General features: G+C 31.9%; 14 protein-coding genes. 11 read left to right on the top strand and 3 right to left on the bottom strand.

What is annotated here, in order from left to right; translation table 11 throughout:
• Positions 1-82: 82 nt before the first annotated feature.
• Positions 83-688 (top strand): hypothetical protein, encoded by a 606-nt coding sequence (locus EI427_RS05810; RefSeq protein ID WP_126612592.1) that lies wholly within the window; start codon positions 83-85, stop codon positions 686-688.
• On the top strand, positions 672-1,019 hold the full coding sequence (locus EI427_RS05805) for an MGMT family protein (RefSeq protein WP_126618342.1): 348 nt from the start codon (positions 672-674) through the stop codon (positions 1,017-1,019). Before EI427_RS05810 ends, EI427_RS05805 begins: the two co-directional genes overlap by 17 nt.
• A gap of 42 nt (positions 1,020-1,061) precedes the next feature.
• Here EI427_RS05805 and EI427_RS05800 read toward each other — a convergent pair whose 3' ends face one another.
• Entirely contained in the window at positions 1,062-2,435 is a 1,374-nt protein-coding gene (locus EI427_RS05800) for a S41 family peptidase (RefSeq protein WP_126612590.1), read from the bottom strand.
• Positions 2,436-2,708: 273 nt separating this feature from the next.
• On the opposite strand from EI427_RS05800, the gene infC reads away from it, so the two are divergent.
• The 5 genes from infC (at position 2,709) to EI427_RS05775 (ending at position 7,022) form a co-directional block, all read left to right on the top strand.
• Complete coding sequence (gene infC, locus EI427_RS05795) at positions 2,709-3,227, top strand: translation initiation factor IF-3 (protein ID WP_126612588.1); 519 nt, start codon at positions 2,709-2,711, stop codon at positions 3,225-3,227.
• 200 nt (positions 3,228-3,427) lie between these two features.
• The gene (rpmI, locus tag EI427_RS05790; RefSeq protein WP_126612586.1) at positions 3,428-3,622 is read left to right on the top strand and encodes a 50S ribosomal protein L35; all 195 of its coding nucleotides are present in this window, start codon (positions 3,428-3,430) and stop codon (positions 3,620-3,622) included.
• A gap of 64 nt (positions 3,623-3,686) precedes the next feature.
• The gene (gene rplT, locus EI427_RS05785) at positions 3,687-4,034 is read left to right on the top strand and encodes a 50S ribosomal protein L20 (RefSeq protein ID WP_126612584.1); all 348 of its coding nucleotides are present in this window, start codon (positions 3,687-3,689) and stop codon (positions 4,032-4,034) included.
• 98 nt (positions 4,035-4,132) lie between these two features.
• Positions 4,133-6,079, top strand: a complete 1,947-nt coding sequence (locus tag EI427_RS05780; protein ID WP_126612582.1) for an ABC-F family ATP-binding cassette domain-containing protein — start codon at positions 4,133-4,135, stop codon at positions 6,077-6,079.
• Positions 6,051-7,022 carry an alpha/beta fold hydrolase gene (locus EI427_RS05775; RefSeq protein ID WP_126612580.1) on the top strand — a complete coding sequence of 324 codons (972 nt, stop codon included), beginning with the start codon at positions 6,051-6,053 and terminating at the stop codon, positions 7,020-7,022. The genes EI427_RS05780 and EI427_RS05775 overlap by 29 nt, the downstream gene beginning before the upstream one ends.
• Here the strand turns inward: EI427_RS05775 and EI427_RS05770 are convergent.
• Together EI427_RS05770 and EI427_RS05765 are read right to left on the bottom strand one after the other, a co-directional pair.
• Complete coding sequence (locus tag EI427_RS05770; RefSeq protein ID WP_126612579.1) at positions 7,019-7,327, bottom strand: hypothetical protein; 309 nt, start codon at positions 7,325-7,327, stop codon at positions 7,019-7,021. The two genes, EI427_RS05775 and EI427_RS05770, sit on opposite strands and share 4 nt — an antisense overlap.
• A complete protein-coding gene (locus EI427_RS05765) occupies positions 7,327-8,511 on the bottom strand; it encodes a hypothetical protein (protein ID WP_126612577.1) in 1,185 nt (394 codons plus the stop codon). The genes EI427_RS05770 and EI427_RS05765 overlap by 1 nt, the downstream gene beginning before the upstream one ends.
• Positions 8,512-8,678: 167 nt before the next feature.
• On the opposite strand from EI427_RS05765, the gene EI427_RS05760 reads away from it, so the two are divergent.
• The 4 genes from EI427_RS05760 (at position 8,679) to modA (ending at position 14,504) form a co-directional block, all read left to right on the top strand.
• Complete coding sequence (locus EI427_RS05760) at positions 8,679-10,964, top strand: 7TM-DISM domain-containing protein (protein ID WP_126612575.1); 2,286 nt, start codon at positions 8,679-8,681, stop codon at positions 10,962-10,964.
• A 147-nt stretch (positions 10,965-11,111) separates the two neighbouring features.
• Positions 11,112-12,317, top strand: coding sequence for an acetate/propionate family kinase (locus EI427_RS05755; protein ID WP_126612573.1), 1,206 nt, complete (start codon positions 11,112-11,114; stop codon positions 12,315-12,317).
• Positions 12,318-12,396: 79 nt separating this feature from the next.
• A complete protein-coding gene (locus EI427_RS05750) occupies positions 12,397-13,320 on the top strand; it encodes an exonuclease domain-containing protein (protein WP_126612571.1) in 924 nt (307 codons plus the stop codon).
• A 449-nt stretch (positions 13,321-13,769) separates the two neighbouring features.
• On the top strand, positions 13,770-14,504 hold the full coding sequence (modA, locus tag EI427_RS05745; protein WP_126612569.1) for a molybdate ABC transporter substrate-binding protein: 735 nt from the start codon (positions 13,770-13,772) through the stop codon (positions 14,502-14,504).
• Position 14,505: the final 1 nt, after the last annotated feature.

The raw sequence follows: 14,505 nt of genomic DNA, 5'->3' as shown, positions 1-14,505 counted from the left end.
ATATAATGGTCAAATTTTTGTTTAGAAAACATAAACAGGTACTTTTTTAAAAAGACCCCTATCTAATTTATCAAAAATACGAATGAAATATAGTTTATTTTTATTAACTGCTCTATTACTACCAATCCTTGTATCTGCACAAGAACTTGCCAATAAAGACGAAGTTTTAGAAAGATTAATGCTAGAACCAAAGGACACACTTTTGTGGGAATGTTATGTTGGAAAATCTTGGAACTCGATGACAATCTTTGAAAAAGAACAAATTACTGAGCTTTCAAACAGATACACTAAAGAAATTACTGAACATTTAGCAGTTATTGAACAAAAAAAGAGGGATGATTTTGAAGCTAATTTTGATGCTCAAGCAGATTCTATAGAAATGACTGCAGAAAAATTATTGGGTTCGGAATATTTAGACGATAAAAAACGAATTGAAAAAAATGCTAGAGAAGCTGCAGAAGCTAGTATTGCAGAACTTAAAAATTTATCTCAAAATATGGCTCAGAATTTACCATTAATTGAAGATGAAATTGAAAAAAGAGCTACATCTTTAGACATAGAATATGTAAAGTACAGTACCAATAATGGTGAAGATATTTTAAATTGGGTAAAACAATATGGACAATCCATATATAAAGCCACTTATAATCAGATTTTAGTTAAAGAAAATGATGCAGCAGGAGAATAATGATAAGTCATCATTTTTTCAAGATGTTTGGGATGTCGCTAAGTTAATTCCTGAAGGCAGAGTAACATCTTATGGTGCAATTGGTGCTTATTTAGGAAGAAAAGGAAGTGCGAGAATGGTTGGTTGGGCAATGAATGCTTCTCATGGCGATGATTCCGTTCCAGCACATAGAGTAGTAAATAGAAAAGGTTTACTTACTGGTAAACATCATTTTGATGAAAAGAACCCAATGCAGGTTCAATTAGAAGCAGAGGGGATTGTTGTAAAAGACAATCAGATACAAGATATGAAAAACATTTATTGGGATCCGTCTATAGAATTAGAGCTCTAAAAAAAGCGTTACACTACCAAATTGCAGTGTAACGCTTTTTTATTATTTGATTTCTATAATTTGATCAAACCTATTTTCTCTATCTTCCTTCAACTTAAATGATTTATTTTTGAGGTCATTGATTTCAAATTGACCTACTCTTGCTGTACTAGCAGACTGATCGTAACTACCATTCATAATCATATACAATGCTTGATGTAACATTGGCTCACGAATATCTCCCCAATGGAAAAATACATCATCTACAGCTTCTTGATTTGTTGGCAAGCCATCAAAATACTCCCCTTCATCATTTGCATTTAATATTTTAAGGGAAATTACAGAATAGATAAAGCCATTGTTTTCAAAACCATAACTACCAACAGGTTTTCCATATGTATTTTGTCCAATTACCTGAACATCCATAAATGGCTTTAAACCATTAATCATTAACTCACTTGATGAAGCCGTACCCTCAGAAGCTAAAATAAATAAACGATCTAAGTTCAAATTATTATCTGCAATTTCTACAATCTCATCTTCATTCTGATCAACCTGTCTATCATTGTGTCTATATCTAAACAAGTCTTTTCCTTTTGCAGAAGTTGGTGCAAGAATACTTGCCAACTGCGAAGCGATACTTACTCTACCTCCACCATTATAACGCATATCTAAAACAACTTCTGTTACTCCATTTGTTTTAAACTCCGTAAATAATTTATTTAAAGGTTCTACTGCGGGTTCTATAAATGATTTAAAAACTACATGTCCAACTTTTACATTGTTAGGTGTTGTAATTATTTCTGAGTGAAGAATTGGATTAATTACCACAGCTTCTTTAGCAATAACTATTGTAGTATCTTTTGCAGGTTGAGAAAGTACTTCTACCCCATTTTCAAAAGTCATGCGTGCAGGGATTGTTATACCAAATGTATTTTCTATTCCTATTACATTCTCTCCTAACGATGCATTAATTTCATCAGAGGTAAGTGAAGAAACATTTACACCATTTATTTGATTGATTTTTGTACCTCTCGACAAGCCAGCATTTGCAGCACTTGAACCGGGATAAGAATATCTAATATACAGTTCATCTTCGGTAATGTATTTTAAATAAATACCGTGTGCACCTTGGTCTCCATCTGTCACTAGTCCTGAATTATAATAGGCGTCATAAGCAGCCTTATCTTCTATATAACTCCATTTATCCTTCTCATAACGCATTGCAATGAGCATTTCATTTTGTGAGCTATAATCATCAGGATTAACATTTGGAACTTGATCGTACCACAAATACCATTGATCCATTAAATTGGCTAAATATTCTTTATTAGAGGCAGTAGATGGTGCTATAGAATTCTCTTCTTTTTCACATGAAATAGAGATTAGGCTAAACAGCATTATTAAGAGCCATTTTCTTGAAGTTAGTGAGAACATATCTTGTTAATGTTTGTGTGTTTAAATAAAAAAATTATGGTTTTGTAATTTTTATAGCAGAATATATATCAAAACAGTAATAAAGTTATTACCTTAGCGATATAGTATGATCAACTAATCAATTTATAGTATAAATGTAAGTGATTTTGTTGTTCTATTTGTAAATAGTAAAGATAATTTTAACACTTAGTACAAGATTTAAATAAAATAATAATCAAGTACAAAGTCTATTATTATCAATGTATAGAATATTTTAACATAATTCAGACCTAGATGGCAAGAGACTCTCATAGAACCAACCACCAAATCAGAGTCAGAGAAGTTCGATTAACTGGTGATAATGTAGAAAACGGAGTATATTCAAAAGAAGATGCACTTCGTATGGCAAATGAGCTAGGATTAGACTTGGTAGAGATTTCTCCAAATGCTAAACCTCCTGTTTGTAAAATCACAGAATACTCTAAGTTCAAATACGAACAAAAAAAGAGAGAAAAAGAACTTAAGGCGAAAGCTTCTAAAACTGTTATTAAGGAGATTCGTTTTGGTCCGAATACGGATAAGCACGATTTGGATTTTAAGACGAAGCACGCAATCAAATTCCTTAATGAAGGAAACAAAGTGAAAGCATATGTGCACTTCCATGGTCGTACGATTATTTACAAAGATAGAGGTAAACAGTTACTTAAAGACTTTGCTGTAAATATTCAAGAATACGGTAAAGTTGAAGGGACAATGCGTATCGAAGGACGTAGAATGATCATGTTTATTTCTCCAAACGCTCCAAAAAAGTAAATATTCCTTATCGAGTATTGAACTTACGATATAATTAATTAAATTTGCACGCTTGATTTATTTCAGGTGTGCATTTTTTATTTAGAAATAAATAGAAAGTGCATATGGCATACCGGGGCTAATTGGCTGCCGTAGGTAACCATACAATAAAATAAATGTTTCACCTTTAGGGCTTAGGTTCTAAATAACTGAAAGGTAAAATGCCAAAGGTTAAAACTAAATCTGGAGCGAAAAAACGTTTCAAGTTGTCAGGTACTGGCAAAATCAGAAGAAAGCACGCTTACAAAAGTCACATCTTAACTAAGAAGACGACTAAACAAAAGCGTAACCTAACTTTGATGGGTGAGGTGGACAAGGCTGATATTGTGAACGTGAAAAAAATGCTTTGGTTATAAGCCATTGCTTTCACAGAATCAAAATCAACCACATTGTTTTACAAACTTATTAAATTAGAAAAAAATGCCTAGATCGGTCAACTCCGTAGCGTCTCGCGCTAGAAGAAAAAGAATCCTTAAGTTTTCAAAAGGTTTCTACGGTGCACGTAAAAATGTTTGGACTGTTGCTAAAAACACTGTTGAAAAAGGGTGGGGTTATGCATACATTGGTCGTAAACAAAAGAAAAGAAATTTCCGTGGTTTATGGATCCAACGTATCAACGCTGCTACTCGTATGTACGGTGATATGTCGTATTCAGTATTCATGGGTAATCTTCATAAATCTGGTGTCGAATTGAACCGTAAGGTTCTTGCAGACCTTGCTATGAATCACCCTGAAGCATTCAAAGCAGTAATTGAGAAAGTTAAGTAATTAACTGCCTCATACAATAAAAGACCTATAGCATTCATGTTATAGGTCTTTTTTTCTAAAAGTGTATTTTCATTATCCAATTTTATAGATTTTTTAGCATGTTAGCAATAAGTAATGTTTCCTTCCATTTTGGTAGCAGAACAATGTATCAGAATGCCACTTTAACTGTTTATCCTAAAAACAGAATTGGGATAGTTGGTCATAACGGTGCAGGTAAAACAACGCTGCTTAAACTAATAAATGGCGACCACATTCCCGATGAAGGACAAATTTCTATGCCTAAAGGCTGTACTATTGGGTTTTTAAATCAAGATTTACTTTCCTACCAAACAGAAGACTCTATACTTCATGTAGCTATGGAAGCCTTCGGACCTGTGCTTAAAATGCAGGAAAAAATGGAAGAAATCTTGCATGAAATGGAAACGGATTATAAAGAAGAACTTGTTGAGAAATTAGCAGATCTTCAGGAAAAATTCGAAGCACTTGATGGGTACTCAATTAAATCTAAGGCCGAAGCAATTTTAGCTGGTCTTGGTTTTAAAAATGAAGAATTAGAGCAACCATTACATAGTTTTTCTGGTGGATGGAGAATGCGTGTTATGTTAGGTAAATTATTATTAATGAAACCTGATGTACTTATGCTCGATGAACCTACCAACCACTTGGACTTACCTTCTATCCAATGGATAGAAAACTATCTTTCTTCTTACGAGGGAGCTGTGTTAATAGTATCTCACGATAGAGAATTTTTAGATAGAGCAATAAATCAAACAGTTGAGGTTTCTAATGGTAGATTAACTTCTTATTCTGGAAATTATTCTTTCTATTTAGAAGAAAAGGAAGTACGTGCTGAATTACAAAAAAGTGAGTACGAAAACCAACAAAAGAAAATAAAAGATACTGAGAAATTTATTGAACGTTTTAGATCAAAAGCATCTAAAGCAAAGCAAGTACAGTCTCGTGTAAAACAATTGGATAGAATGGACCTTATTGAGGATGTACGTAGCGACAATCCGGAAATCAATATGGACTTTAAATTCCAACAACAACCTGGTAAAGTAATTGCCGAAATTGCAGACTTTGACAAAGCTTACGGTAATAAAGTAATCTTTAAAAATGCCAATGTTACCTTAATGAGAGGTGATAAAGTAGCCTTAATTGGTGCAAACGGTAAAGGTAAATCAACTTTATTACGATTAATTAGTGGTAGAGAAGAAGCCGATAGAGGAAGCAGAAAACCAGGTCATAATATAATTACAGCTTTCTACGCTCAACATCAATTAGAAGATTTAGTTGTAGAAAATGAAATTCTTGAAGAGTTAAAACAAGCTGGTTCTGATAAAACAGAACAAGAATTAAGAGGAATTTTAGGTTGTTTCTTATTTCATGGTGATGAAATTTTCAAGAAAATTAAAGTATTATCTGGTGGGGAAAAATCTCGTGTTGCATTAGCTAAAACACTGATTTCTGAAGCCAACTTTTTAATGCTTGATGAACCTACTAACCACCTTGATATTCCTTCTGTAAATATTCTTATTCAAGCATTAAAGCAATATTTGGGTACTTATTTAGTAGTATCTCACGATAGACACTTTATTTCTAAAGTTGCCAATAAAATTTGGTACATAGAAGATGCTCAACTTAAAGAATACCCAGGTACTTACTTTGAGTGGAAAGAATGGAAAGCAAGACAAAATGAAGAAAAGGCTCTTCTAGAAAAACTTGATAACAACGGAAGTACTCCAAAATCAAAAGGTAAAAAGACTAAAAAAGTAGTTAATATAGACCTTAAAGATTGGCAAAAGAAATACAAAAAAGCCAAATCTGAAATGGAGACTGCCGAAGAAAAGGTAATGGAACTTGAAGAAAAGAAAGAAGAAATAGAAAGCTCGTTAGCTAACCCTGAAATATTTGGTAATCCTGATAAATTAGCAGAAATAAATGTCGAATATGCCCAAGTAAAAGAAAGTCTCGAAGAGATTACTGAAACATGGGAAGAATGGACAATGGAAGTTGATGAACTCGAAGAAATTAAACCAAATTAAGACGTACACACCATATGATGTTGGGTATTTTAACACAACTGATGGTCAAGAAATATATTTTGAACAATCGGGACATCCAATGGGTGTTCCCGTATTGTATCTTCATGGTGGTCCTGGAGCTGGTTTAGGCAACGAATATAGAGAACTTTTTTCTACATTTTCAAATATCCGTCTAATAGGCATAGATCAAAGAGGTGCAGGTAAAAGTAAACCACTTGGCACTTTAAAAAACAATACCATCCACCACCTTATTGCAGATATTGAATATCTGAGACAACATTTACACATCTCTTCTTGGTATATTTTTGGTGGCAGTTGGGGCTCTACTTTAGCATTGGCTTATAGTGTACAATTTCCTCAAAATATTAGAGGACTTAATCTCTGGGGTATTTTCTACTGTCAAAAAAAAGAAATTGAATGGCTATTCCATACCACAGCTCCATTAATGTACTCTGATATTTTCTCAGATTTGAATCATGGAATTAACCATTCTTCCTTAAAAGAATTATTAGAAATATATTATTTTTATTTACATCAGAAAGATACGGAAAGAGAATTTGCTACTAGATGGCTACTTTGGGAAGCTTTTACAGCAGAACACCCCCACCCTATTTACGATGAATTTGACGATTGGACTGCTACTGATGAAGCAATTGCTTGTGCTAAAATCGAGCATCATTATTTTAGTAATGCTCCCTTAAAAATGAATCAAAAAGATGATTTAGAGATTGCAGTTAAAAAGGCTAATTTTCAATTCCCTATATATATTACTCACGGAAGAAACGATCTAGTTACCCCTGCTGCATCAGCTATCAGCTTAAAAAAGAATACGGTTAATAGTAAAATGAATATTCTTGATAATTGTGGACACTCTTTAATTCACGAAGGAATGAGAAGTAGTATACATCATTTTGCAGAGGCTCTCTTAAAGAAGTACAATTAAAGGGTATCTAGAAAAACATCTAGATCATTAAACATATTATTTCTCACAATATTGGCTTCTCCATTTAAAGGGATTTCTTTTAATAAAGTATGCAAAGCCATTACCATAGATCTTGGTAAAATCATTGTTTTTTGTAAGTTTTGTTCAACCACAGAAACATTAAATTTGCTATCATACAACTCCATTAAAAGCTGGTGTTCTATATGTTTTGGCAATTGATGTTTATATGCTTCTGCTAATTTTAAAAGAACACTTTGTAAAAACCTAAAGTCTATTGTTGATAGTTTTAATCTATATTTCTTCATTACTCTATTAAAAGATAAGCATAAAATTGCTTTGCATTTTGTACGTCTGTCAAAGGAAAGAAACCTTTTTGTATTTTTCTATTATTAATTTCTAAAGGATGTTCTTTTTTCATTTTTTCTTCGAAATCAATAAATGAGGAATACTCCAATTTAGATATAATCTTAAAATCACCTTTATAATTTGTGACCCTTTGAAGCGCTAAGGCTACATGCCCCATTGTATTTCTAGGATTTATTTCTAAACAGGGATGAAGAATTTCTTTTCCTTCTGCTGATAAATATAGCATTGCATCTACCCCGAAATTAGTATTTAAAGACAAAAGTAACTCACTCTTACTCATCTCTAAAATAAGTTTTTCAACAACACTTTTTATTGTTTGCTGTAATTTTAAAGGTAACTGATTTTCGATCTTAGTTAATGATGCACCTTGGTACTGCCCTGTAGTATTCACTTTAAAAATAGTAGACCCTTTGTATGTGATTTTCCTATTGTTGACAGAAAATAAAAATGAAATATCTTTTATTTTCTTTAGCCATATTGAAACATAAATACTTCCTTGTCCTTTCAAACCACTCTCAATCCAAAGAGCAATACTTTTTGTTATTTCATCTCTTTTTAAAACTAAAAGCCCTCTTCCAGAAGAGCTAAAAGGTAGTTTTAAAACAACTGCATTTGCCCCCTCATTAAAGAACGTTTTAATAGCAGTAATTACTTCTTTTTTTTCGGTATAAAATTCTCCAATCTCTTCCTTTGAAATTATGTTAGGCAATTCTATATCAAGACATTTAGTCAACACATCAAAACCAAAAGCTCTATGGTAGAGGGATTTTAACTGCTTATTATAATCAGATGGTTGTTTAAATTTATGTTGTATTAGTTTTAAATCAATTACAAAACTCGGTGTTTCCCCCCAAGGTATTCCCCTATCAAAAAAAAGTTTCTTATCTTCTTTAATTTGATTTACAGTCAATACCTTTCTCTCACAAATAGAAAACAGGTTCTTTTGAATTTTATCACTTAAAATTTGATTCGTATACAAAACATCACCATCTCGTAACAACCAATACATTAAAAGATACAAATCTTGTTGAAGTACAATAAATGCTTTTGATGGCGTAAAGTGTTTCTGCTCTTTTAAAACAGAGAGTTCACAAGAAGGATTGAAGTAAAATAAATTAGCCATTAAATATAAAATGATATGTAATTATCACGAATCTAGCTTAGAGAAGTACACTTTATCAAATATTTATATATTTACTTTGAATTATTACATATAATCTACATATTGTTTAACACTCTTATTAAATAGAACAGAACAATTCATATTATAACTTCCTTTTTACTTACGTAATGAAAAAATTCATACTCATAACTATTGGGATAATCATATCCTTATGTTCTGTTGCATCAATTAATGAACATACGCTCACTTTATCCCCAAAAGTACCGTATGTTAATGCAGCAAGTAAATCTTATTTTTATATAGATCAAGCAAACTCATCACAATTTGACCAAGTTTCAAGTCCTAAATTCTCGAAATTTACAGCTTGGAATAACACTACGAACGTCAGTTTTGAGTATGGAAAATATACTTATTGGGTAAGATTTGATCTTGAAAATGAAAACAAACAAATGAGCCCAGATTGGCTTTTAGAAGTTAACTATGCGCCATTAGATGAGGTTGAGTTTTTTGCTGTAAAAGATAATAAACTGATAGACCATGTGCTTACTGGAGATCATGTCGATTTTAAAAACCGACCACTTCAGCATCATAATTTTATCTTTCCTATAAAAGTTGAAGGCTCTGGAATTACAACTGTATACATGAGAGTAAAAACAGATGGTTCTGTAAAAATCCCTTTACGCCTGTACCGTCCTTGGAAATTTGCTGAAATTAATTCTAAATATGAGGTTGGATACGGGCTATTCTTTGGTATTCTTTTAATGATGGCTGTTTTAGGAGTTATTACATATATTCCTACGAAAGACATTAGTTACCTACTTTTCCCTATTCCGATTATTGCAAAAATTTTATTCACTTTTTCGTTATCTGGACATACTTTCCAATTCTTATTCCCTACAAATACTTTTTTAGCAAATAAGATTACACCACTTTCCATTGGTATATGGATGGTTGGTATATCGTTGTTTAATTTCTATTTCTTGAAAACAGTTAAAATAGGACTTAAAACACACAGGGCTAATATATTTGGTTTAGCAATTGGTATTGTTGCTATGTTTGGCAGCTTATTCTTACCTTATTATACTGCTATTCAAATTGTAACAGCTACTTCTATTCCTTTTACAGTTTTATCTTTATCCCTAGGTATAATTTCTTTAAGAAGTGGGTATAAATTCTCTAGATATTATGTTGCTTCTTTCTCTATATATTTAGTCGCTTTACTTCTTTTTGTAGGTAGAATGAAAGGTATTATTGATGATAATTTACTTACATCTAGAATATTAGAATATGGTGATATTATTATGGTTACCTTATTATTTACAGCGCTAAGTAAGAAATATGCGATCTACAGAGATCAGAAAAATATAGCGGTAGAGCGTATGTTACAAGTGGAAGCAGACGCTAAATCAACACTCGAAAAAAAGGTAGTGGAACGCACCCTAGAATTACAAGAAGCTACTGCTGAATTAGAAGAGAAAACTGAGGAGCTAGAAACACAGGCAAATCAGCTTGCTTTAAAAAATGAAGAAATTACCACACAATCAGAAAAACTTGTTGTAATGAACAACAATATGGTTGACAAAAACGAAGAGTTAGAACAACAGAATGAAGAAATTCTAACGCAACGTGATATGGTGGAATCTAAAAATGTTGAAATTGAAAAGACGGCAAAAAGATTAAAAGACAGTATCAATTATGCCAAGAGAATTCAAAACACAATACTACCTTCTAAACATACTCTTGATTCTCTTTTAGAAGAGTACTTTATTATGTACCAACCAAAAAATACCGTTTCTGGTGATTTTTATTGGGCAATAGAAAATAAAAAAGAAAATAAAGTAATTATAGTTGTTGCAGATTGTACCGGACATGGCGTACCAGGTGCAATGATGTCTATGGTTGGCGATGGCTTCCTACAACAAATAGTACGTTTAAGAGGTATTACTTCGCCTGGTAAAATACTTGTAGAAATGCATACACATTTACAAAACATGCTTTCTTCTGACGATTCTAATATCAAAGACGGTATGGACATGGGTATTTTAGTTTGGGACAAATCTAAAAACGTTGTTCAATTCTCGGGGGCACATATTCCATTGGTATTTGTTACTCAACAGAAAATTTTTCAATTAAAAGGTGAAAGGTTAAGCCTAGGCTCTGACAATAAGAACATATCAATAAAAGAGCATATTATTCCAATAAAATCGCCTATTAGTTTTTATCTCTTCTCGGATGGTTATCAAGATCAATTTGGTGGAGACCAAGATAAAAAAATTGGCAGTAAACGCCTTAGAGAACTTATTCACTTACTTTCTTCTAAGCCAATGTCAATGCAAAAAAACGCCTTTATTAACTTTTTTGAGCAATGGAAGAATACCAATAATAATTTGTCGTCTCAACAACTTGACGATATACTATTAATGGGAATTAAAGTTTCACCAACCAAAAAATAGGTATTTTTAAATATCATAATTCCACTATTTTAGTACAGTTTATTTTAACGATTGTAAAATGGTGATCTTTATTGCCAAAATTTTAGACGTAAATTCTCAAATTGTAGCAACGAAAAATTATCATACAAAATATACTTATTTAATATTGTGAAAATTCTCATACTTAACTCTGGAAGTTCTTCTATAAAGTTCCAACTAATTGACATGCCTTCTGAAAAAGTGATAGGTAAAGGATTAATTGAAAAAATAGGTCTTCCAGATGCTTCAATAACAGTTAAAAACAGTAAGGACCAGAAAGAAGTAATTAGGCTAAACATTCCAAATCATTCAAAAGGTATTGAATTTTTATTAAGTGTCATCACTGACGAAAAACTTAATATTATTAATAACCTAGAAGAATTATCTGCTGTTGGACATAGAATTGTACACGGTGGACAAGCATTTTCTAAGAGTGTTTTAGTGAATGATGATGTAATGCATGGTATCGAAGCTTGTGTTGAATTAGCTCCTTTACATAATCCTGCAAATATTAAAGGTATTCAAGCAATTGAAGCTGCAATCCCAAATATTCCTCAGGTAGCTGTATTTGATACTGCTTTTCACCATACTATACCAGAGGACAGAGCTGTTTATGCATTACCAATTGAATACTATAAAAAGTATGGTTTGCGTAAATATGGTTTCCATGGTACGAGTCATCAATATATAACTCTTCGTGCAAAAGAAATTTATGGAGATGATAGAACATCAAAAATAATTACTTGTCACTTAGGAAATGGTAGTTCTTTAGCGGCAATTTTAGATGGGAAATCTGTAGAAACATCTATGGGCTTCTCTCCTACTGATGGCCTAATGATGGGTACTCGTTGTGGTGCTATTGACCCAAGTACAATTCCATTTATTGCTGATCATGAGCATTTAGAAATTTCTGATCTATCAGACTTGATTAATAAAAAATCTGGTTTACTTGGTATTTCTGGCGTTTCTTCTGATTATAGAGATGTAGCTAGTGCTGCCAAAAAAGGCAATAAAGATGCTGAACTAGCATTAAATATGTTCCATTATGATGTAAAAAAATACATTGGTACTTACATGGCTACTTTAGGTGGTGTAGATAGTATTATTTTTACTGGTGGAATTGGAGAAAATGCAAAAGTTGCTCGTAAAATAATTTGTAGTGGTTTAGAAGCTTTCGGAATTGAAATTGATGATGCTAAAAATGATGCCGTAATGGGTATCGAAGCAGATATCAGTACAGATTCATCTAAAGTTAGAATTTGTGTAATTCCAACCGACGAAGAAGTTATGATTGCTAGAGATACTTTCAGCATAGTAACTGAGGCTAAAAAATAATTAATTATATTTAGCGAATAAAGGGTGTTCATTTAAAAATGGACACCTTTTTTTATTCTCTAATCAAACAGATATAGCTATGAGTAATTTTATTGCAATTGATTTCGAAACGGCTAATGCAAAAAGAACTTCAGCCTGTTCAATCGGTATTGCTATTGTAGAAAACAATGAAGTGGTGGAAACTCAACATCATTTAATAAAACCTCTACCAGATTATTATGTAGACATGAATATTGGTATTCATGGAATTACTCCTGAAATGACACGTAATTCTCCTACTTTCGATATTCGATGGGAAGAGCTGAATGCATTACTAACCAAGTACCCATTAATTGCTCATAATGCTGCTTTTGATTTAAGTGTTTTAAGACAAACTTTGGCGGCTTACCATATGCCCTCTCCAGATCTAGATTACTTCTGTTCTTTAGTGATGTCTAGAAAAGCACTTCCACATCTTAGTAGTTTTAGACTAAATGCCTTATCAGACTATTTTGGTATTCAACTAGACCATCATAATGCAGAAAGTGATGCAAAAGCAGCTGCTTTAATAGCAATAAAGATGCAAGAACACCATACGGTAAACTCTCTTTACGAACTTTCTGATAAACTAGGTACTAAGATTGGAAAACTAAAAAGTAATGGTACTTACTCTGCTTTTGGAACAGGTAGACCCGTGAAAAAAGTAAAGCAATATGAGTTTACAGCACCTAAAAATCCACAACCTAATCATAGGTTTTACAATAAACATGTGGTATTTACAGGAAGGTTAAGCCATCTTACTCGTAAACAAGCCATGCAAAATGTTGTATCAATTGGTGGACATGTGTTACCAGATACCTTAACTCCTCAAACAGATTTTTTAGTTGTTGGTGCTCAAGATTTTAAAAAATATGGAGAAGGATTTGTCTCCTCAAAAATGAAAAATGCTGAATTATATATTAAACAAGGTTATCCTTTGTTTATTATGGGAGAAAATGAATTTTTATTAAGTGTTGAAGATTGATTTAGCATATTATAAAATTCATCATAATTCGATATCCTATGCATTTTTTTATCTACATAGGTATAATATAATTTCTTCCGATTGTAATAAAATACATTGGAAGGCAATTCGGGTAAAACTTCTTCACTTATTCTCTTTATAGAAAAATACTTCGAAAATATATCTAAAAGTATTGGTGCTTGAGAATATTTAAAATAACATGTAAAGAAGAAATTCGAATTTTGTTGGTAAAGGCATTGATAGTACATAGACAGAGAGTGACACAGTTTGGAGATTTGACTACAATAAGTTACAAATTTATATTACTTTTAAAAAAAATATCTGCCGATACGAAATAAAAATCATCCATTTTATGCATTGTTACAGGATGACTGATGTGAAAAATTGAGAAGTATTATGTCTAATATTAACCATTTTAACGTAATTTGCATTATTATTTAAACATCAAGATGAGATATATACTTTCCAATTTAATTCTAGTAGTATTACTAACTAATTGTACTTCAGAAAACAACAATAAACTTCAAATCGCAACAGCATCAAACATGCAATTTGTAAGTAAAAAACTTTGTGAGGCTTTCACTCAAGAAACTAATATTGAATGTGAAATGATTGTAAGTTCTTCAGGGAAGTTATGTGCTCAAATTATTTCGGGTGCTCCCTTCGATATTTTTATTTCTGCAGACATGAAGTATCCAGAAATACTTTTCAACGAAAATAAAACACTAGGCAGACCAAAAATATATACACAAGGAAAACTTGTTTTATGGAGTTTAAAAGATACCCTTTTTAATACGCTCGATATTCTTAAAAATAACAACGTAAAGCATATCTGCATTGCCAATCCAGTTACTGCTCCTTACGGTATTGCAGCAGCTGAAACAATCAAAAAAAAATTCGGAAATACTATCAATCAAAAAATTGTAAAAGGAGAAAGCATATCTCAAACTAATCAATTTATCTTATCAAAAGCTGCTGACTTCGGTTTCACTTCACTTTTTATTGTAAATTCAGATTTCTTAAAAAATAAAGGAAAATGGATAATGGTTGAGGACAGTTTATACCAACCCATCAAACAGGGTATTGTCACTATAAAAGGTGATAGGGTTAAATTAGCTCAACAATTTGAACAATTTATTTTAAGTGAAAAAGGCCAAAAAATAATTGATCCGCTAAATAATTAAG

This window comes from Flammeovirga pectinis (assembly GCF_003970675.1).
Classification (GTDB): Bacteria; Bacteroidota; Bacteroidia; order Cytophagales; family Flammeovirgaceae; genus Flammeovirga; species Flammeovirga pectinis.
This window is presented reverse-complemented; position numbering and strand designations above follow the sequence as displayed.